This window comes from Allocoprococcus comes (assembly GCF_013300725.1).
Classification (GTDB): domain Bacteria; phylum Bacillota; class Clostridia; order Lachnospirales; family Lachnospiraceae; genus Allocoprococcus; species Allocoprococcus comes_A.
Genome location: NZ_JAAIMM010000004.1, coordinates 32,707 through 53,549, shown reverse-complemented (window position 1 = coordinate 53,549; position 20,843 = coordinate 32,707). Strand labels below are relative to the sequence as shown.

Genomic DNA, 20,843 nt, shown 5'->3' with positions numbered 1-20,843 from the left:
AAACCGTATAAAAATACACTTTTGCACAAAAAAACAGAAGTCTGTCTCTGTTTTTTCAGGACAGACTTCTGTTTTTTACATATACATTTTACAGATGCCAGATGTCTCTGTTGTATTCAGCAATGGTTCTGTCAGATGAGAAATATCCTGCTTTCGCGATATTCACAACCATCTTCTTTGCCCATGCCATGCGATCTTCATAATCTGCGTAAGCCTGTTCTTTCTTCTGGATATAATCTTTCACATCAAGAAGTGTCATGAACCAGTCTTTACGGATCAGTTCTGCATGCAGTTCAAGAAGCAGGTATTTATCTCCGATACGGAGAAGTTCCGGGCTGATGATAAAGTCTACCAGTCTGCGGATCTCTTCATCATTGATATAGTAATCAACTGCATTATAATCCATCTTGCGGTAATGCTCGATAACCTGTTCACTGGATTCTCCAAAGATGTAGATATTTTCATCTCCTACAAACTGATGGATTTCTACGTTGGCTCCATCTTCTGTTCCCATTGTCACAGCCCCGTTCAGCATGAATTTCATGTTACCTGTTCCACTTGCTTCTTTGGATGCAAGAGAAATCTGTTCAGAAATATCACAGGACGGAATCAGCTTTTCTGCCAGTGTCACGTTGTAGTTTTCTACCATAACCACTTTCAGATACGGTGCAACTTCCGGATCGTTATCAATCAGCTCCTGCAGGCAGAGGATCAGATGAATGATATCCTTTGCAATAACATAAGCCGGTGCAGCCTTTGCTCCAAAGATTACCGTGATCGGAGTCTCCGGTTTCTTTCCGCTCTTGATCTCCAGATATTTATAGATCACATATAATGCATTCATCTGCTGACGCTTGTATTCATGCAGACGTTTTACCTGAATATCAAAAATTGAATTTGGATTGATCTCCAGTCCCTGTGTTTCTTTTAAGTAAGCTGCCAGATCCTCTTTCTTTTTCTGTTTTACCCCAAGAAGACTCTTTAAGGTTTCCTCATCATTTGCATGATCAAGCAGTTTTTCAAGCTTTGTTGCATCTTTTCGGTAATCCGGTCCGATCTTCTCATCCAGCCATGCAGTCAGTTCATGGTTGCAGTGCAGCAGCCATCTTCTGAACGTAATACCATTGGTCTTGTTGTTGAATTTCTGTGGGTAAATGTCGTAGAACGGTTTCAGTTCTTCATTTTTCAGGATTTCTGTATGAAGATAAGCAACTCCGTTGACACTGTATCCATAATGGATGTCCATATGAGCCATGTGTACACGATTCTGGTCATCGATAATATAGACTCTCGGATCTTTATATCTTCCCTTAATTCTTGCATCCAGATCACGGATGATCGGAACGATCTGTGGTGCAACCTGCTCCAGATAATCAACCGGCCATTTTTCCAGTGCTTCTGCGAGGATGGTGTGATTGGTATACGCGCAGGTCTTCTGTACGATCTCAATCGCCTCATTGAAGTCGATCTGTTTCTGAACAAGAAGACGGATCAGCTCCGGAATAACCATAGAAGGATGTGTATCATTGATCTGGATCGCCACATGCTCATGAAGCTTTCTGAGATCATATCCCTTTTCTTCACACTCGCGGATGATGTACTGTGCTGCATTGGAAACCATAAAATACTGCTGATAAATACGGAGCAGATTTCCTGCCTTGTCGCTGTCATCCGGATAGAGGAACAGCGTCAGGTTCTCACGGATATCGTTCTTATCAAAATTGATTCCGTTTCCAACGATTGCATCATTTACCGTCTCTACATCAAAAAGATGAAGTTTGTTGCTTCCGCCTTCATATCCGGTTACATCAATATCATACAGATGGGAACGAAGACTGAAATCCTTGAACGGGACTTCAAATGAAATACCGGTATCATTGAGCCAGCTGTCTTTTTCAATCCACGGATTCTTCTGTTCATCCTGTTTGTGGTCGGTAAATACCTGTTTGAACAGACCCATATGATAGTTCAGCCCGATTCCGTCTCCCGGAAGTCCGAGTGTTGCAATGGAATCCAGGAAGCAGGCTGCCAATCGTCCAAGTCCACCATTTCCAAGAGACGGTTCCGGTTCAACTTCTTCGATCTCTGCAAGATTTTTCCCGTGCTTTTTCAGCACCTCTGCTGTCTCATCATAAATTCCAAGGTTGATCAGGTTGTTGGATAAAAGCTTTCCGATCAGGAACTCTGCGGAAATATAATAGAGTTTTCTCTTTCCTTCGTTCTTCGGTCCTTCTTTGATCCGTTCCTTTGTCAGTGTAAGCAGCGCATAATATACCTGTTCATTCGTTGCCTGTTCAAGTCCTGTCTGGAATTTCTCCTGTAAAATCTCTGTCAGTCTTGCTTCCATGTTCTTCTACCTCCTGTAGTTGATTCTCTTTCTTTCAGTGTTGCCGGAAGATATTTCCCTTCCTGGCTTTTCTTTGTTTCTATCATGTCAAACAGAATCCCGACGGACTGTCTCGCGATCTCTTCGACCGGCTGCGCCATCGTAGTGATCGCCGGCTGATAAAATCCGGTATAGTCAAGTCCGTCAAATCCCGCAACGGCCACATCTTCCGGAATCCTTTTTCCCTCTTCCAGAAGCGCCTTGCATGCACCAATCACCATCAGATCGGAAATTGCAAATACTGCGGTAAATTCTGTTTCTTTTTTCAGCAGTTTTTTCATCATCCGATATCCGTTTTCCATCGAATATGTGGTATCTTCTTCATCCAGATAACAGATTCTTTCCTCATCCACTTCCAGACCATGTGCTTTCAGTGCTTCCCTGTAACCTTCCAGTCTGAGTTTTCCGATGTTCTCATCTTTCTTATCTGAGGCAAGGATTGCAATCTTTTTATGTCCGGTCTCGCACAGATGATCTACGATCTTACGGCTTTCCGCACGGTCATCAATTGATACATAGGATGCGATACATTTCTCCGGCAGTTTATCAAATGCTGCCGTACTAACAACAAATGGAACCTTTATCTTTGCAATCCGCTCTTTGTTCTTCCTGAAATCTCCACCCAGGAAAATAATCCCTCTGAGCTTTTTTTCTTTGATCAGCTCCAGTGCGGTATCGACCTCATCCTGATCCTTTCCCATATGCTGGATAAAAAAGGAATATTTCTGTCTGCGGATCTTTTTTTCCATTACCCGCATCATCGTCGCGAAAAATGGATTATCAATCTCCTTTACCAGAATCGCAATGGATTTCGAATCGGTCCGTTTCAGATTCCTCGCACTGTTATTCGGCACAAAATTTGATTCTTCAACCGTCTTTAAAATCATCTTTTTGGTCTCAGGATTGATATCCGGATGATTGTTCAGCGCACGGGATACGGTGCTGACTCCGACCCCGCACTTCTTCGCAATATCTTTGATCGTCATTCCCATTTTATTTTTTTTCTTCTCCTAAGTCCTCTGCATCTTCAACCTTAAGTGTCATCTCGGTCTTCTCCGGGATCCTGCAATAAAGTTCTGTCATTCTGCGGATCTTTTTCACAAGTTTTTTTGAAATCTCATCCTTATGAAGTCTCCAGATCCAGTTGCCGCCAAGGGTTGACGGATGATTGATCCTCGCTTCATTACCGAGGCAGAGATAATCCTGAATCGGAATGATACAGGTATCCGCCACGCTCGACTGCGCAAGACGGATGATTTCCCATACTGCTTCATTGACACTGAGTTTCTTTCTTCCCATATAGCGAAGTGCAAACTTCTTATCTTCTTTTTTTAATTCTCTGTACCATCCTGCCAGCGTTTCATTGTCATGGGTTCCTGTGTATACTACGCAGTTCTTATCATAATTATGCGGCAGATAATTGCTAGGCTCTCTGGAATCAAATGCAAACTCCAGAACCTTCATTCCCGGATATCCGGACTCTTCCACCATCCGGATCACACTGTCTGTCAGGAATCCAAGATCCTCTGCAATAATTTTCACATCACCCAGAGTCTCTTTTACTGTCCGGAAAATATCCATTCCCGGTCCTTTTTCCCAATGTCCGAATTCCGCTGTCAGATCTCCGTATGGAATGGAATAATATTCATCGAATCCACGGAAATGATCAATTCGGATCACGTCATAAAGCTCTACACAATGACGGATTCTCTTCATCCACCATGCATATCCGGTCTTCTTATGATATTCCCACTTATAAAGCGGATTACCCCAAAGCTGTCCGGTTGCACTAAATGCATCCGGCGGGCACCCAGCAACACCAGTCGGAAGTCCGTTCTCATCAAACTGGAACAGTTCCGGATGCGACCAGCTGTCTGCACTGTCAAACGCTACATAAATCGGGATATCACCAATGATCTCAATCCCTTTTTCATTCGCATATGCTTTCAGTGCACCCCACTGTGTTGCGAATTCATACTGCATAAACTTCTGGAACAGGATCCCTTCCTGATTCTCTTTGGCGAATTTTTCCAGCGCAAGCTCATCTCTCAGACGATATTCATCTTCCCATTCACTCCAGCTTTTCCCATCATTCGCGGCTTTGATCTCCGTATAAAGCGCATAATCATCCAGCCATTCTTTATTCTCCTTGCAGAACTTCTGAAAATCTGCATCATCTGCGATCCGGCTTCTTTCATATGCTTTTCTTAAGATCTCATACCTGCAGTTATAAATCTTTTCATAATCCACATATCCCGCATTATCACCAAAGTCATATGCCTTACATTCATCTTCTGTAATCCAGCCTTTTTTTATCAGCTTTTCCAGGTCTATAAAATACGGATTTCCTGCAAAAGTTGAGAAAGACTGATACGGCGAATCTCCATACCCTGTCGGACCTAACGGAAGGATCTGCCAGTAGCTCTGGCCTGCCTTCTCAAGTGTATCCACAAACTTGTATGCTTCTTTCGAAAAAGCACCTATTCCATATTTTGATGGCAGACTTGCCACCGGCAGTAATATACCGCTTGTTCTCATAATATGCACCTCATATCTTTCTACAGTAACGGTTTCGGTATCGGTAACGGTAACGTTTCCAATAATTGTATTATAAAAGCATTGCACATAAAATGCAATGCTTTTTTCAACTTTTTTCAAAAAATTTGATTTAGTTGTTCTCCGGCTTTTCGACCTGCATGATCGCAGACTTCTGCATCGGGATACGGCAGTTCTTGTTGCTTCCGAATTCAACGATTACGTCTTCATCTGTAATATCAATAACAACTCCGTAAAAACCGCTTGTTGTAAGAACAGTATCTCCTACAGCCAGTTCAGATAACATCAGCTGTACTCTCTTCTGTTCCTTTTTCTGTGGTCTCATCAGTAACCACCAGAATCCTCCGATAATTACAACGTAAAATAAAATAAGTACGATTGGATTATTCATTTTTCTTTCCTCCTGCTAAAATAGACACTGTTACTATCATACACAATAATAGGACATTCATCAAGACATTTTAGAATTTTTTTATCCTAATCTTCTTTTTCTTCCATTTTTGCCAGCGTCTCTTTCTTGAACTGGGCATATCTTCCCTCTTCGATCGCTCCTCTGATGTCTTCCATAAGATGATTATAATAATATAAATTGTGGAGAACGCAAAGCCGCATTCCAAGCATCTCTTTTGCTTTCAGCAGATGACGGATATAAGCTCTTGAATAACGGCGGCAGGCCGGGCACTGACAGCCTTCTTCGATCGGGCGTTCATCCAGTTCAAATTTTGCATTGAACAGATTCAGCTTACCATGCTTTGTATAAACATGACCATGTCTTCCGTTACGGCTTGGATATACGCAGTCAAAGAAATCCACGCCTCTGTCTACCGCTTCCAGAATATTCGCCGGTGTTCCGACTCCCATCAGATAGGTCGGTTTGGCAACCGGAAGACAAGGAACTACTGCATCCAGGATCCGGTACATCTCTTCATGTGTCTCACCAACTGCGAGTCCGCCGACTGCATATCCATCCAGATCCATCTCTGCGATCTGCTGTGCATGCTCAACACGGATGTCTTCATAGACACCACCCTGATTGATCCCGAAAAGCATCTGATGTTTGTTGATCGTATCATCAAGAGAATTGAGTCTTGCCATCTCTTCTTTACATCTTGCGAGCCATCTCGTTGTACGCTCTACCGATGCCTGCATATATTTTCTTTCCGCTACACTGGACGGACATTCATCAAACGCCATTGCGATCGTAGACGCCAGATTCGACTGAATCTGCATACTTTCTTCCGGTCCCATAAAAATCTTTCTTCCGTCAATATGGGAATTGAAGTATACACCCTCTTCCTTAATCTTTCTGAGTCCGGCAAGAGAAAACACCTGGAATCCGCCGGAATCAGTAAGGATCGGCTTGTCCCAGGCCATAAATCTGTGCAGTCCGCCAAGCTTTTTCACTACCTGATCCCCCGGACGCACATGCAAATGATACGTATTAGACAGTTCCACCTGTGTTCCGATTTCTTCAAGATCTGCAGTAGAAACAGCCCCTTTGATCGCTGCAATTGTTCCTACATTCATAAATACAGGAGTCTCGATCACTCCGTGTACGGTATGGAAGCGGCCGCGCTTGGCGCGACCGTCCCTTTTTATCAGCTCATACATAAAATTAACCTCTCTCATAAATTTAGTAATGACATACAACCGGTGTTCCGGAATCTACATTGTTGAACACCGTCTCTGCAACATCATACTGTAAATTGACACATCCGCGTGACCCATGTTCCAGATACCAGTCCCCGCCAAAGTTCGTCTGCCACGGTGCGTCGTGCAGTCCGATTCCACCGTTAAACGGCATCCAGTAAGTAACCGGCGATTCCCATTCGTAACTTCCGTCTTCCTTCTTTGGTCCACGAAGGGTTGTATTTTTTTCTTTGTATTTCAGGATATATACTCCCTGCGGTGTAGCATCTCCTCTGCTTGGCTTACCGGTAACGATCGGTCCCTGTGTCACAATTGCACCATTTACAAAAAGATACATATACTGGTTTGTCAGATCGACTTCAACATAAGTATTTCCCCAGTCTGCTCCGTCATGACTTGCTGCAGTCTGTGAATAATTCGCCTCTCTCGTCACAGTCTCTCCGTTGCGGATATTCGCTTCAAGGGCTGCAATCTCGGCAGCTTCATCAATGATCCATCCATAGTCTCCACCTTCAACCGTTGCACTGTTGCCGCCTCCGGTTGTAAATGTTCTCGCTGTCTGGTAAGTGTCATACTTACTCTCCAGCTGCTGTACATATTTCACAACTGCATCACTGTTAAAGGTAACTGCCATGTTATCATCTACCGTTACCCACTGGGAAATCAGATCTTTATCTACAACTTCTGTATTCGAACCAAAGGTATAAGTGATACTTGCCTTCAGATACTTATTCATATCGTCACATGCTTTCTTCACTTCTTCTGACTTGATTGTGTATTTTGGTTTTACATAGCAGTCTTCAGCGGTCATGTCAATCTCGCTTTTGAAACCTTCGATTGATTCTTTCACTACCTTTTTGAAATTCTCGGTATCAATCTTACTTCCGGTCTCCCCGGCTTTGACTACATATGAATTGCCGTCATACTCCGGATGTGCATTTACCGGTTCAACCTGCCGATCTGCCTGCATACACTCGAGACCGTTAATCAGGGTATCCAGCTGGTTTTCGTCATATGTAACACCGACAGATGCCGTAATTGTCTGTGTCTTTCCAAGGCAGACCGGCCACAGAAATGCATTCTGCTCTTTTACGAGCTTCTGCAGTTCATCTCCTGCTTTGTACGCAAGAGAAATATCTGTTCCGGCAATCTTCTCTTCTGTTCCATCTGATTCTTTCATCGTCAGAACATATCCATCTACCTGACTCTTCATATATGATTCTACTGCAGAAACTGATTTTCCGGAAAAGTTCACACCATTGATCTTCGTATTAAAATAGAAATGATTCATGAAATATACGGAAAATCCAAGGTAAACAACCGCTGCCACTCCAACCACAGCGCCAACTACAATTTTAACCACTTTACCGGACTTTTCAGAACCCTGCTTTTTCTCCCGTTTAGCTCTTCTGCGTGGTTTTTCCTCTTCTTCATCAAAGAAAGAATCATCAAAAATCTCTTCCTCATCCGGATTGAATGCTTCTGCATCTCCACTGCTTAAAATATCTGCACTTTTAATAACTGGTGGTACTGCTGTCTCTTCTTCATCCCGCCATTCTTCTGCTCCATCCAGATCCAGAAGCCCGGTCTCTTCACGAACTACTTTCTTTTTCCGGCGCAGAGCCTTTTTCTTAACCGGTCGATCTTCGCCTGAGGCTGCTTTATGATCCACACCATCGCCAGATACGTGATGGCCTGAAGGACGTTTTGTTTTAGTGACTTTCTTTTTCCGCGGTCTTTCTTCGCTTTTCTGTTCTTTTTCATTGATGTCCTTCACCTCACTTACAGTCTGCTCTCTGATCTCTTCCATGATTTCATCTACTGTGCTGTCAAGATTTCTTTCGTTTTTTTCATTCATACTCTTTTCACTCATTTATACTATTGACTTCCTTTTTTCACTCAATATGTAGTCATTATAATACGAAGGGGTGTGTAAATACAATACATAACTTTAACTTTCATATTTTTATCACTTGTTGGGATAGGAATCTTCTATTATAATAATGAGGTAATTGGGGGAAATAAATGATTTGCGTTGGAATGATTCTTTTTATGACTCAAATCAGGTGTGGATTCATATGAATATAATAGAAAGTCGAAGAATTGTTCGTTTTTTGTTTTGACTGATTCACAAATTAATTCTTTATAGATAAAAGCTTACAGAAAGGATGGTATATATTTATGGCAGGATCCATTTATGGAAGATTGTTTCAGATTTCTACATGGGGGGAATCCCATGGGAAAGGGATCGGTGTTGTGATCGACGGGTGTCCGGCAGGGCTTTCGCTTTCAGAGGAGGATATCCAGATTTATCTGGATAGAAGAAAACCCGGACAAAGCCAGTTTACAACCGGGCGTAAGGAAAGTGATATGGCACAGATCTGGTCCGGCGTATTTGAAGGTCGGACAACCGGAACTCCGATTTCAATTCTCGTACAGAACCAGGATCAGCGTTCCCGTGATTACGGAAATATTATGAACACATACCGACCGGGACACGCAGATTATACATTTGATGAAAAGTATGGTTTCCGTGATTACAGAGGAGGGGGACGCTCTTCCGGAAGAGAAACTACTGCCAGAGTTGCAGCTGGTGCAGTTGCTGCTAAGATTTTGAAAGAACTTGGCATTGAAGTACATGCTTATACGAAAGCAATCGGTCCTGTATCTGTTCCTGAAAATGAATACCATCCGGAAGAGATTTTCCAGAACCCGATTTATATGCCAAACAACGCATATGCAAAAAAAGCATCTGCCTATCTGGAAGAATGTATTAAAAATCAGGATTCCTCTGGGGGTATCATTGAATGTGTTGTTACCGGTATGCCGGTCGGAATCGGTGATACCGTATTTGAAAAACTGGACGCCAATCTTGCCAAAGCAATGCTGTCCATCGGAGCAGTCAAAGGCTTTGAGATCGGTGACGGCTTTAAAGCTGCAGATGCAAAAGGAAGTATCAACAATGACTCCTTCCATACAAACGATGGAAGGATCACCAAAGACACCAACCATGCAGGCGGTGTCCTCGGCGGTATGAGTGACGGAAGCAGCATCATCTTCCGCGCGGCAGTAAAGCCGACTCCGTCCATTTCGCAGCCACAGTCCACAGTCACCAAAGATGGAGAAAACACCGAAATGATCATCAAAGGACGTCACGACCCGGTCATCGTCCCACGCGCCGTCGTAGTCGTAGAATCCATGGCCGCAATCACGATCCTCGATCTGCTCTTCACCAATATGAGTGCACGCATGGACAAACTCAAAAGCTTCTACGGCACTGAAAAATAAACCCAACAATCTTCCGTCCTCATCGCATCCGGCTACTTCGGTGAAAAAGGTAGATCTTAGTCGGCAGCCTTGAGGAGGGAGCTTCTGTCACCCCTCCCTGCTTTTACATATTTTCCAGAATAACACTCCATTCAGTATAACATGAAATTAGCAATTTTCTTGTTGCCTTATTACTTCCGCTAACATCGACAGCAGTTTATCAAGCTGAATTGGCTTTGCGATATGACCATTCATCCCGGCTGCAATAGCATCTCTCTTATCTTCTTCAAATGCATTTGCTGTCATTGCAATGATAGGTATACATGCTTTCTCCTTATCCGGCAGGCGTCTGATTGCCTGTGTTGCTTTATAACCGTTCATTTTCGGCATCTGGATATCCATCAGGATCATATCATATGTGCCTGCCGGCATCTTTTCTATCATGTTTACACATTGAATGCCATCCTCCACACGTTCTGTTTTAAGGCCGGCACACCCAAGGATTGCTTCTGCAATCTCTGCATTCAGATCATTATCCTCTGCCAGAAGGATATTCCTGCCTTCAAGGATTTCGCTACCTGTTCCAGACTCTTCAATATGTTTTTTTACATAATAGCTTTCATCTGCTATCTTATGTTTAAGTGTAACTGTAAAGGTGCTGCCTTTTCCAAGTTCACTCTCTACATCTATTGTTCCACCAAGCAGATCAACATATTTCCGGACTATCGACATTCCCAGTCCGGTTCCTGCGATTTTGCTCTTTGTAGTGTTATGTTCACGTGTGAATGCGTCGAAAATCTTCGTCATATAATCCTGACTCATGCCAATTCCTGTATCACTCACTCTGTTCCTCACGATCATGTACCCGGGCTCATCGCATGGTAATTCATCTACGCTCATCATGACAGAACCACCGGACGGAGTATATTTTATAGCATTACTTAGGATATTGACCAAAATTTCTTTTACCTTGGTAACATCTGTCAATACATGCTCATGTTCTACATTCATCGTGTAATGAAGCGCTATATCCTTTTTCCTTGCTTTCTCATCAAATACTGCAAACAAGGATTTCCTGACATCATCAATCCGGCAGTAATTCTCATCAAGCTCCATCTTTCCGCTCTCAATCCGAGCCATATCAAGTACATTATTTATGATCGACAGGAGAAGATTTCCTGACTGCTGTAGTTTTTCCAGATGTTCTAACGTTTCAGGCACGTCTTTTCCTTTCAGTTCATTCTCCATAAGCTGTGCATAGCCCAGAATTACATTCATAGGTGTACGGATGTCATGTGACATATTGTTAAGAAAACGAGTCTTTGCGAGACTGGCATCCTCTGCTTTTTCCAGAGCAATCTCAAGTTTATCATTGAGTTTTTGTGTATCATTTGCTGCAAGCTTTGCAACAGCTTCTGCTTTTCTTGCCTTTCGTAAAAGTATGAGGATAATAACAATGATACTGAGTGCAGAGAATCCTGTGATGAGAAAAAAAGCAAGTACATTGTCTTTTACAAAGTCAGAAAATTTTACCTTATCTGCCGTACTGTCATAGATAGCAAGTGCACTTGTAAGCATGTCAGACGGCATGGCCTTTAAGGTTTTATTCAGTATTGATAAAAGGCTATCCTCTCCATCTCTTACTGCAAAGCATGCCTCCATTGTTTTTGTAAGTGGAACACTCTTGAAATTTCGACTGTTATCATATATCATCGCCTGGCTTGCTCCCATGAGGAAACAGTCTGCCTTTTCATTCAAGACCATATCTGCCGCATCATCTAACGAATCACAATCTACCAGCTTCCATTGTGGATAACTGAAAGCAATATGCTGTTTTAAGGCTTCTTTTTCCTTTGGCACAGCTACTGTATACACATTATGCTCATCAAAATTTTTTTCATCAGTTACCGCCATCAGGCTGTAAGTCCAGGCTGTGTTTGTAAGTGCATATCCTTTTTCTTCTGCAAAGCAGGGATTTCTGCCAGCATAAAAAATCATGTCAATCTCACGCTCTTGTAAAGCCTGTATCATTTCGTCATAATCATTGTACTCCTGTATATTAAATTCCAGTTTCTGATTCCCCAGACAGTCTTTGGCATAGGATACATATTCTGCCAGCATTCCGGTAAGTTTTCCAGTTTCTTCGTCCAGGGAAAATACCGCCGGATCGTTGCTCAGAAATCCGATCCGGATGTTACCATGTTCTTCCACCCAGGACTTTTCTTCACCTGTAAGAACCTGACTATAATCAAGCGTAAAATACTTCTTATACAAATCTGCCTTGAAAAAGGGACTATCTTGATCTAACTTGCGCATAGCATAGTCCAGCTCCATCTTGATATCGCTGCGCTCTTTATTTATTGCAAAATATATGCCTGATTTGCCAATCGTGGTAACGGATGATATTCCCTGTTCAGACCAGATGGATTCCTCCAGAGATACAAAAGCATCAATCTCATGGTTCGCTAATTTCTTTTCGACATCATCATTATTATTCACATTTACATGCTCTGTATGTATGCCATTCTTATTTTCCCATTCTGTCAGCATAATCTCCGGTTCCGTATCCATGAGCACACCTACACGTTTCCCGTCCATAAATTTGAAATCAGACGTTCCAGTATCCATGTTTGACAAATCAGCATAAAGGATATATTTTTCTTCACCCATTGCTTCATCTGAAAAAAGCATCCTTTGTGCACGTTCATCGGTGTAAGAGATATCGCCCATGACATCAATCTCACCATTTTCAAGCTTATCGAAGCAGTTGGACCAGTCACATTTCACGTACTCAAATTCCCATCCGGTATAGCCTGCCAGAGCCTGCAGGAGTTCGTATCCATATCCACGTCTGACACCGTTTTCATCGATATAATCAAAGGTATCTTCAAAGGATCCGATACGGATGATCTGTGACTGTTTTTCATCATTATTCTTTTCAGCGGCCCGGCAATGGACTGATAATATCATCCACATTCCTAAAATCAAAAATATACATGCAAATAGTACGGCTGATTTTTTTCTACTTTTATCCATTGTTCTTTTCTCCTCAAATCACCAGGTTATTACACGTCACAAATCTAAAAAATGCACTGCCTTTCCAGACAATGCATCTTAAACATTGCAGCTGGCTGTCATTTTACAGACCCTATAGCTTTGCGTCTCAGCCTTTCGACTGATTTGCCGACGAATCTTTTTTTGGTATTATAAATATTTCATCATGATCGGAACAAGAATGTTCATATCAACAGGCTTTGCAACATGAGCATTCATTCCGACAGAAAGAACCTTTTGTGCATCTTCCGCGAAAGCATTGGCAGTCATCGCAATAATTGGGATCCTGGCTTTTTTCGTATCCTTCATCTTTCGGATAGCTAATGTAGCATCATATCCATTCATAACCGGCATCTGGATATCCATAAGGATCATCTTGTAATAATCAGCATCAGCCTTTTCAATCATATCAATACATGCAACACCATCATTGGCAGTCTCAACAATACATCCTTCTTCCGTCAATAATTCCGTTGCGATTTCAGTGTTGATCTCATTATCTTCGACCAGTAAGATCCGAACACCATTCAAACAATTCTTATTGCTCAAATTACTGTTTTTCTTCACCAGAGAATCGTCTTCTGACGCTTTTCTGCAAGGAATAGTTACTGTAAATGTGGAACCTTCACCCTGCTTACTTTTCACTTCTATTGTGCCATCCATGAGCTCTACAAGCTTTTTCGTAATGCCCATTCCGATGCCGCTGCCCTCAATATGACTGGATGTAGTGTTACGTTCTCTTTCAAAAGTTTCAAAAATACGCTTTTGGAATTCTTCAGACATACCAATTCCATTATCGGTAATGCTAATGATCATATTGCACCAGTCTTCTTTTTCACAGGATTTCTGTACAACATTACAGGATATAGCACCTCCTGTATTTGTATACTTTATTGCATTGCTTATAATATTGAGACAGACTTCTGACAGGTGCGGTGCATCCATATATACATACGGGTACATGATCTGTTCTGTCAGAGAAAGAGTCTGATTTTTACTTTCTGCCTGCTGTCGGAACATAATAATACAATTTTCAAAGCACTCATGGACATTCGAAACAGTGTATTCCATTTCAACCTTATTATTTTCAATTCTTGCAAGATCCAGAACATTGCCAAGCATCGACAAAAGTTCTTTTCCGCATATTTGAATATCTTCAATATATCTGCCAAGTTTATCTGTTTCCTGCAAATGTCTGGACGCCAGTTCTGCATAACCAATGATTGCATTCATAGGAGTTCTGATATCATGGGACATATTGAACAAAAATGATGATTTTGCTTTATTTGCACATTCTGCTTTTAATTTAGCTTCCCGCAATTCTTCCTCTTGTCTTAATTCCCGCATTTTTTCATCTGTCACATCTCGATTGGCAATCAGCACAGATGTAACATTTCCATTTTTACCATAACTCTGCGGAACAATCATGGATAGAAACCATGCTCCATTCTTCTTTTTGAATTCAGAAGACATAGATTCTTTATTATGAAGGCGTGCTGCCATGGTTTGTATATCAAAAAAATCTATATACTTCTGTACAAATGGCTCTGCTATAATATCTTCGATAATCTCGAACTGAGGATCCCAATCTGCAGTATTATCTTTAATATCCAAATCCATTTTTCGGGATCTTTTGACAAGTTCGATCTTCTTTGTTTTCAAGTTCAGCCTTGAGATATGATAATAGGCAGTGCCTAATGCATGAAGGGCCTGCCGGGTTTTTTGCATCTGCTTTCCCAAGGTAACTGGAAACTCTTCACCGTCCATCTGCTCCAGATCCGGCGTTGACTGATGCAGATGCTGAACCAGCCATTTCCCATTCGTCCACTTATAGATAATCGTAAATCTTGTCTCCATTTTAAAACAGATAGAACCATCTTTAAACAGACCGGTAAAATCTACTGTTCCGTGTGCAAGAACATGGTCATCACCAAGTCTTTCTTCTTCCTGATGTAAATTTTCTACTTCGATTCTGATTTTACCTCTTCGTTTTACATCAAATTTAAATGATTCCAAAAACTCATGCAGATTCCTGAAAAGCTCATGTTTCCCAGTTCCAATCAGACTGACATTTTCATCAAAATAATTTTCTATATCAAAATCATTTATTGATTCGGCATTAATATATATTTCAAAAAGTTGTTCTGTGAGTTTTTTTAAATCATCCATGCGCTTCCCTCTCTTTAAAAAAACTTAAATGACTTTAATTTTTCTGTCTTATTTCTAAAATTTTGAATTTACATATAAAATCGTTTACTTGATTATATCACAGCGACTTATTATTCTACCAACATTTTGTGAACCTCACATGACTAAAGTCACGTGCTTCTCGGCCGTTTTAAACGGCAAGACTAAATATCGGCGGATACGCCAGTAACTTAGAATTCGTGCGGATACGCACTTTTTCCACACCGGATACGGCTGGTTTCCACATTACAGGTAGTCCGCTGTATATCTGCCTGTGTTTATCCTGCTTTTAAGTTGTTTACTTCTGCATCAAGCTTTCTTAAGTCTGCATAAACACATGAGGTTCTACGCTTCACTACAGGGACTTTTGCCTCCAGTGAAGACCTTTCCGTTTCCGGCAAAGGTTTTAAAAATTCCCTTATAAAATATCTTGCTCCGATATTATAACTTGCTGACAGGTCGCAGTTATACTGTTTTCCTGTTCGAAAGGTACATAGGCTATAGTTCTCCGGATTTCTTACTACCGCTCCGCTTCCGTCACAGGCCAGCCTGCTGGTATGCCGGGCACTGACTCTGGACACACGAATCCTGTTCCGGTGGACCTGATGTTCACACTGCTTCTGAATATCCCGCTTTCTCCATAAGTGGAGCTTTTGTTTCTTTTTTCCGGATATTTTCCCCTGCATTTCCAGATACTCAAACACAATTACATCTGCCTGATATTCTACGGCATACTTCGTGATCTCCGCAGCTATTTTGTGGGACAGTTCCATATTCAGCCTTTTTGCATAATCCCATCAGCTTTGGACCTGTCTGGAGGAATGCTCTCTCTGAAAACGGCGGATTCTGCCAAGCACATGATACAAATGGTCTTTATCACTGGGGAAATTTATAAATTTCCGTCCCAGGATAGTGCCATCTGCACACATGATGCTGCAGACCGCATCCGTATTGATCCCTAAATCAACGCTGCATATCACCTGCTCTTTTACAGTTGTTTTCGATAAGCTTACTTCTTCTGTGTAAGAAAACCGAAGGAAATATTTATGATGTTTCCTTTCCAAAGTTGGGGCGGATGCCTTTTTCCCACTCCATTTTTTTCGCAGATATTCCATATCGGTATGAAGTAATTTTACATGAAACCATCTCCACTCACGCCCATCAAATAGCTTTAACCAGGCTACATCTTCTCCCGGTTCTGCTTCCTTATACATGACATCCCGATAGAATACCGGCATCACATGATTCTCACAGACCAGCTTCGGCTTCCCCTTAAGTTCTCCCTTTTTCCACAGACTAAGACGTGTCCGATAGGAGGAAACTGCTCCAAGTGCATATTGAATCGCTGCTCTTCTCAGATAAGATGGCATCTTAGGAAAATCACGGTCAAACGGAAATCTGGCATGATTCTTTTTTGTCTCATGTACCAGATGTTCCGCTTCATTAAAGCGTTTTTGTGGATTCCTGATTTCTGAAAGTTCTTCCCAGGTCTCTTCATACACCGAAATCAGATAGGAAACTGCCTTCCGAAAAATATCCAGCGTAGGACGGAGCGGTATATTCTTTTTTTTAATTTCTACTCCATAACTGGATACAATCTGCATAAAGTCTCCTACTTTCTTTTTTCCTTCTCTTTTTGTCCCTCAATATATGCCATTACCTGATCCCGGCTTCGATCACTTACGGTAACTGCACAATAGGCTGGAATTCACAAATTTTAACATTCTGCGTCTATTCCATTTTTCAGAACCTGTTTTCGATATTTCGTGCACCAGACAAGATGGTACTGTAAAGAATAAACATATCCTCTACCATATGAAAGTGTATTTCCCTCAATAGTAAATATATCTTTTTCCATGTTTTAATTGTACCATATGCTTCCGTATATAGCAAACACCAGTTCTGTATTTTGATAGAAAAATTTGACACACCTAACTCATCACTAAAGTAACAAGAATGCGGTGTGACTTTTTTTATATCTCTGTTAAATTCCGCATCATCTACAATAAGTATCGTTTGTCTTTTATCCACTTTTTATTTCCTTTAACCATATGGATTTTACGAAGTTCCCTGGTTGTCATATAACCATCCATCTTTGCTAATAATCATTATTGTAACGTACATTTGCTCTCTAATCCAGCAGATTTTCGTGTAAGGTACTGATCAACTCCTCTATAACTATCGGTTTGGACAAGAACCCATCCATCAGTACCAGATCATAATTACCAGGAATCGAATTCTTAACTTTCTCCACTGCCTCTGCTCCATTTTCTCATTACGAATCTCCCATTTGAAATTATTTTCCACTAGTTCAACAATTCATGAATTACCTTTACCAGTAAATTCCCATCAACAGGCTTAGAAATATGCTCATCCATTCCTGCTTCTTTTGCCTTTAATCTGTCCTCTGTGAATGCATTTGCTGTCATTGCAATGATCGGTATTGTCTTAGCATCCTCTCTGTTCATAGAACGGATCCTCTTTGTGGCATTATAACCATTCATGACCGGCATCATGATATCCATCAGAATCACATCAAATTCACCGGGGCTGCTTTTTTCAAATATTTCAACAGCCTCAAGTCCATTCCATGCCTTGGTCACTTCAGCGTCTTCATTCTGAAACATAAATTCTGCAATTTCCATGTTCAGCTCATTATCTTCCGCCAGAAGAATGTGCAGCCCCTTTATAGTTTTTTCTGATAAATCTTTCTGTTCTTTAGATTTATCCACATCCAGATCTACTTATAATCCTTTTACAAACTCAACTGCATTTTTTAGATCTTCCTCATCCGGATGCCCTTTTGCAATACCACCTAGCAGTTTAAATGGACCAAATGTGTCATAACCCTTGCATCCGAATTTTCCTGTCACTTTAGAACGCTTCTTGTCCAAAATCTGCTCTATGGATTTATAATTCGCACTTCCACCATAAGTACAGATCAGAAATACCTTTTTATCGTCCGGTAGATTCTTCTCTGCAAATCCCAATATCGACTGATGAAATTTTGAAAAATAGATTCCTGATGCAAATCCAATCATATCATAACTGCTCAGATCTGCATCTGGCTGTTTTACAGCATCAATCAAATCCACCTGACATTCTTCTGCGATCCTCTTTACTAATTTTTCTGTATTTCCATGATGCACAGATGCGTATACGATTGCTTTTCTCATTTGTTTTCCTTTCTGCCTGTCTCCATTGTTTTAGTATTCTTTTGAAATTTCTCCTGTACCATCATGAGCATTTTTTCAAAAGACTGCGCAAACCTTACATCATCTTCTTCTGTTCGTTTTTTCGGTCCCTTGATATGATTCTTATGGGAACTTCTTCTGGCTTTTTTATTCAAATGACGTTCCATGAGCATCTGATCAATATTGTCATTCGTGTACCATTTACCTGATTGATGAATAGCATAAGCACCTTTTCCCAATGCCATTGCAGCCACACCATAGTCCTGTGATACGACAATATCTCCTTTATGGCAGATACTGATCAGTTTATAATCTACTGCATCTGCTCCTGCCCCGACAACAATAACTTCACTATAAGCTGATGACAGCACATGATTCGTATCACACAACAACGTTACCGGAACACCATTTTCTTTTGCAATCTTTTCAATGATCGCAACCACTGGGCAGGCATCTGCATCAACAAATATTTGCATCTTTCTATTCCTCCTCTGAACCATTATAAGAATAAGCTCTGCTGCTCGTATTCTGCCTCTCGCTTTAGCTGAACCGGTTCCTGATGCAGAATCTGTTCCATTTTCCTGTCATCGAACCAATCTTCCAATCAATATTTACTTGTAAACTCTTCATAGAAAATATCTTCTTCCTCAGCTGTTGTATCCTTATCAATAAATTCCTGTAGATCTCTTTTCATGTTATCAAATACTTCCTGACTATGACTTTTATCACAAAAAGCTGTATGCATCATACTTCCATATACACCACACGTAATTGCATCATATCTTTCACATCTTTCCAAGGTTATCCTGCACAATTCTTTATATTCCTCATCTGCAATAATCGTGCCGCCCTCACTGCCAATAGAATTCGGTTTATATATGTCTTTCCACATATCAATCTTGCTCCTATACTCCCAATATTTCATTCGTATACTTAAACAAAGTCACATTCAATTCTCATCCGATTCGCAATAACATTAGTTTCATTTTGTTTCATCGCTTTCAATATCTTTAAGTGTAATACCGTCTGCATTTTTCCAGCTTGTCAATCCGTTAGCACTCTTACCTACCACAAACATTGCTGCACCAGATGGACTTGAAAACAAAATATCCTCCCGTAGAATACTCTCTACAATATTAGCTTTACTTCTCTTTTCTTTAATACCTGCTGAGATTGTCTCATCATCCTCTGGAGCAATATGACTTCCATTTAGCACTACAAAACCTTCAGATGTACGAATACCATCAGCTTCTATCTTTCCTATTCCCTTCACTGTTCTTTCCAAGTGCAGCTTTATTTCGTCTTTTTCAATCTCGTTACCATCATTTTCTTCTATAACTGCTGGTTTATTGACAGGTTCCAATACTTTATATCCTAAAACACTTATCAAAATTCTCACATTATCAATAAATTCTTCCATAACTGCTATTTGTGATTCCTTCATCACCGTATTTCGATAAGTGTTTTTTGTAAGCACCAAATACCGTTTACACTGTCTTGCAATGTCTACAAATCGATTTTCAAGATAACGAATCAATGCCTTGTTCAGATCTCTCCCTATAAAAATCACTGCCGTGGTCCAATAATATTTCTCTTTTTCAGCTTGATAGTCTCGCAAATGTTGCAACAAACGTTCTTTTACATTTTCTGCTTCTCCGATATATACCGAATCTGTTCCATCATCTTCTTTGCAAAAGAGGAAATATACTCCTGCTTGAGTAATATCCTCTCTATAGCACGAAGACAATTCAATTCTTGGTATCTTAATTGCTTTTCCATTCCAATTTGACAACTCCGCTATAGTCAAGCTATCCGCTGTTCCATTGACCAAAAACAGCTCTATAGACTTTCCATACGCCATTGCTATTCCTCCCTGTTCTATCCTTGTTTTAACCCCTACTCAGCGTACTTGTCAATCCAATTTTCGCCATCATATTCATCAATCTGTTTTACTAATTTCGTAAGATAATCTTGTAACCTGCTATCTTCTTCACTTGCATACCATACATTTGCCCGTCCAAATCCATAAGCCCAACCATTTGATTTTCTTGGAACTTCCCATTGAACCTTTCTTGATCTGATCCCTGCAGGAAGTAAGACACAATCAGATGAGTTTGCAATTGCATTGTAATACTGTATATCTTCCGGAGCAAACACTGCCTCTTGATAATGTCTGAAAACTGTAGCATGTTTATACCATCCCACAACCGTCGTAAACTTATGCGCCGGATGCTTTGCACAGTACACAACAAGCACATCATCTACAGATTCTTCTTTTTTTTAATAGTTCACAACCTGCAATATTCTCAATCCGCATTTGATTGACATCTTTACCATTATGTGATTTTGTCTCGAAGAATCCCAGACAATATAACCCTTCCCTGCCTTCCATATTCACCGGTGTGAAATTATATTTTTCATGTGCGTCTCCTGTCTCATCAACAAAACTTCCACCATTTAACGGAATATCCTTTCCATCTTCATTTCCTCGATATTCCTTCATCCACGCTATGTTACAAAAAAGTATTCTCATCACATCAACCTTCTTT

The 20,843-nt window shown here is 40.9% G+C and carries 18 protein-coding genes, 2 pseudogenes and 1 riboswitch; of the genes and pseudogenes, 1 reads left to right on the top strand and 19 read right to left on the bottom strand.

The window, feature by feature from the left end:
- Positions 1-88 precede the first annotated feature (88 nt).
- From G4407_RS03245 to G4407_RS03220, 6 genes are all read right to left on the bottom strand, one after another.
- Positions 89-2,347, bottom strand: coding sequence for a glycogen/starch/alpha-glucan phosphorylase (locus tag G4407_RS03245; protein ID WP_173687727.1), 2,259 nt, complete (start codon positions 2,345-2,347; stop codon positions 89-91).
- Positions 2,332-3,378, bottom strand: coding sequence for a LacI family DNA-binding transcriptional regulator (locus G4407_RS03240; protein WP_173687726.1), 1,047 nt, complete (start codon positions 3,376-3,378; stop codon positions 2,332-2,334). The genes G4407_RS03245 and G4407_RS03240 overlap by 16 nt, the downstream gene beginning before the upstream one ends.
- Position 3,379: 1 nt before the next feature.
- Positions 3,380-4,924 (bottom strand): 4-alpha-glucanotransferase, encoded by a 1,545-nt coding sequence (gene malQ, locus G4407_RS03235; protein WP_173687725.1) that lies wholly within the window; start codon positions 4,922-4,924, stop codon positions 3,380-3,382.
- 130 nt (positions 4,925-5,054) lie between these two features.
- Entirely contained in the window at positions 5,055-5,333 is a 279-nt protein-coding gene (gene yajC / locus G4407_RS03230; RefSeq protein WP_008374927.1) for a preprotein translocase subunit YajC, read from the bottom strand.
- Between the two features lie 86 nt (positions 5,334-5,419).
- Complete coding sequence (gene tgt / locus G4407_RS03225) at positions 5,420-6,553, bottom strand: tRNA guanosine(34) transglycosylase Tgt (protein WP_173687724.1); 1,134 nt, start codon at positions 6,551-6,553, stop codon at positions 5,420-5,422.
- Positions 6,554-6,575: 22 nt separating this feature from the next.
- Entirely contained in the window at positions 6,576-8,465 is a 1,890-nt protein-coding gene (locus tag G4407_RS03220; protein ID WP_173687723.1) for a L,D-transpeptidase family protein, read from the bottom strand.
- Between the two features lie 308 nt (positions 8,466-8,773).
- On the opposite strand from G4407_RS03220, the gene aroC reads away from it, so the two are divergent.
- Positions 8,774-9,880 (top strand): chorismate synthase, encoded by a 1,107-nt coding sequence (gene aroC, locus G4407_RS03215; RefSeq protein WP_173687722.1) that lies wholly within the window; start codon positions 8,774-8,776, stop codon positions 9,878-9,880.
- 147 nt (positions 9,881-10,027) lie between these two features.
- Here aroC and G4407_RS03210 read toward each other — a convergent pair whose 3' ends face one another.
- The 13 genes and pseudogenes from G4407_RS03210 to G4407_RS16485 all read right to left on the bottom strand — a co-directional run bounded on the left by G4407_RS03210 (position 10,028) and on the right by G4407_RS16485 (position 20,827).
- A complete protein-coding gene (locus G4407_RS03210; protein ID WP_173687721.1) occupies positions 10,028-12,895 on the bottom strand; it encodes a transporter substrate-binding domain-containing protein in 2,868 nt (955 codons plus the stop codon).
- A gap of 83 nt (positions 12,896-12,978) precedes the next feature.
- A riboswitch (cyclic di-GMP riboswitch) is annotated at positions 12,979-13,054 on the bottom strand.
- Between the two features lie 9 nt (positions 13,055-13,063).
- Positions 13,064-15,082, bottom strand: coding sequence for an ATP-binding protein (locus G4407_RS03205; protein WP_173687720.1), 2,019 nt, complete (start codon positions 15,080-15,082; stop codon positions 13,064-13,066).
- A 296-nt stretch (positions 15,083-15,378) separates the two neighbouring features.
- Complete coding sequence (locus tag G4407_RS16500) at positions 15,379-15,873, bottom strand: IS200/IS605 family accessory protein TnpB-related protein (RefSeq protein WP_243259186.1); 495 nt, start codon at positions 15,871-15,873, stop codon at positions 15,379-15,381.
- 24 nt (positions 15,874-15,897) lie between these two features.
- Positions 15,898-16,704: a hypothetical protein gene (locus G4407_RS16495; protein WP_243259185.1), complete on the bottom strand. Its 807-nt coding sequence runs from the start codon at positions 16,702-16,704 to the stop codon at positions 15,898-15,900.
- 8 nt (positions 16,705-16,712) lie between these two features.
- Positions 16,713-16,958: pseudogene (locus tag G4407_RS03195) on the bottom strand (transposase).
- Between the two features lie 273 nt (positions 16,959-17,231).
- Positions 17,232-17,354 (bottom strand): hypothetical protein, encoded by a 123-nt coding sequence (locus G4407_RS16690; RefSeq protein WP_274597638.1) that lies wholly within the window; start codon positions 17,352-17,354, stop codon positions 17,232-17,234.
- A gap of 52 nt (positions 17,355-17,406) precedes the next feature.
- A pseudogene (locus G4407_RS03190) lies at positions 17,407-17,844 on the bottom strand (response regulator); the annotation flags it as partial.
- Positions 17,845-18,276, bottom strand: coding sequence for a flavodoxin family protein (locus tag G4407_RS03185; RefSeq protein WP_173687719.1), 432 nt, complete (start codon positions 18,274-18,276; stop codon positions 17,845-17,847).
- The gene (locus G4407_RS03180) at positions 18,273-18,770 is read right to left on the bottom strand and encodes a YaiI/YqxD family protein (protein ID WP_173687718.1); all 498 of its coding nucleotides are present in this window, start codon (positions 18,768-18,770) and stop codon (positions 18,273-18,275) included. Before G4407_RS03180 ends, G4407_RS03185 begins: the two co-directional genes overlap by 4 nt.
- A 128-nt stretch (positions 18,771-18,898) precedes the next feature.
- Positions 18,899-19,186 carry a hypothetical protein gene (locus tag G4407_RS03175; protein WP_243259184.1) on the bottom strand — a complete coding sequence of 96 codons (288 nt, stop codon included), beginning with the start codon at positions 19,184-19,186 and terminating at the stop codon, positions 18,899-18,901.
- A gap of 90 nt (positions 19,187-19,276) precedes the next feature.
- Complete coding sequence (locus tag G4407_RS03170; protein ID WP_173687716.1) at positions 19,277-20,155, bottom strand: GIY-YIG nuclease family protein; 879 nt, start codon at positions 20,153-20,155, stop codon at positions 19,277-19,279.
- Between the two features lie 35 nt (positions 20,156-20,190).
- Positions 20,191-20,541 carry a hypothetical protein gene (locus G4407_RS16490; RefSeq protein ID WP_243259183.1) on the bottom strand — a complete coding sequence of 117 codons (351 nt, stop codon included), beginning with the start codon at positions 20,539-20,541 and terminating at the stop codon, positions 20,191-20,193.
- 10 nt (positions 20,542-20,551) lie between these two features.
- On the bottom strand, positions 20,552-20,827 hold the full coding sequence (locus G4407_RS16485) for a hypothetical protein (protein ID WP_243259181.1): 276 nt from the start codon (positions 20,825-20,827) through the stop codon (positions 20,552-20,554).
- Positions 20,828-20,843: the final 16 nt, after the last annotated feature.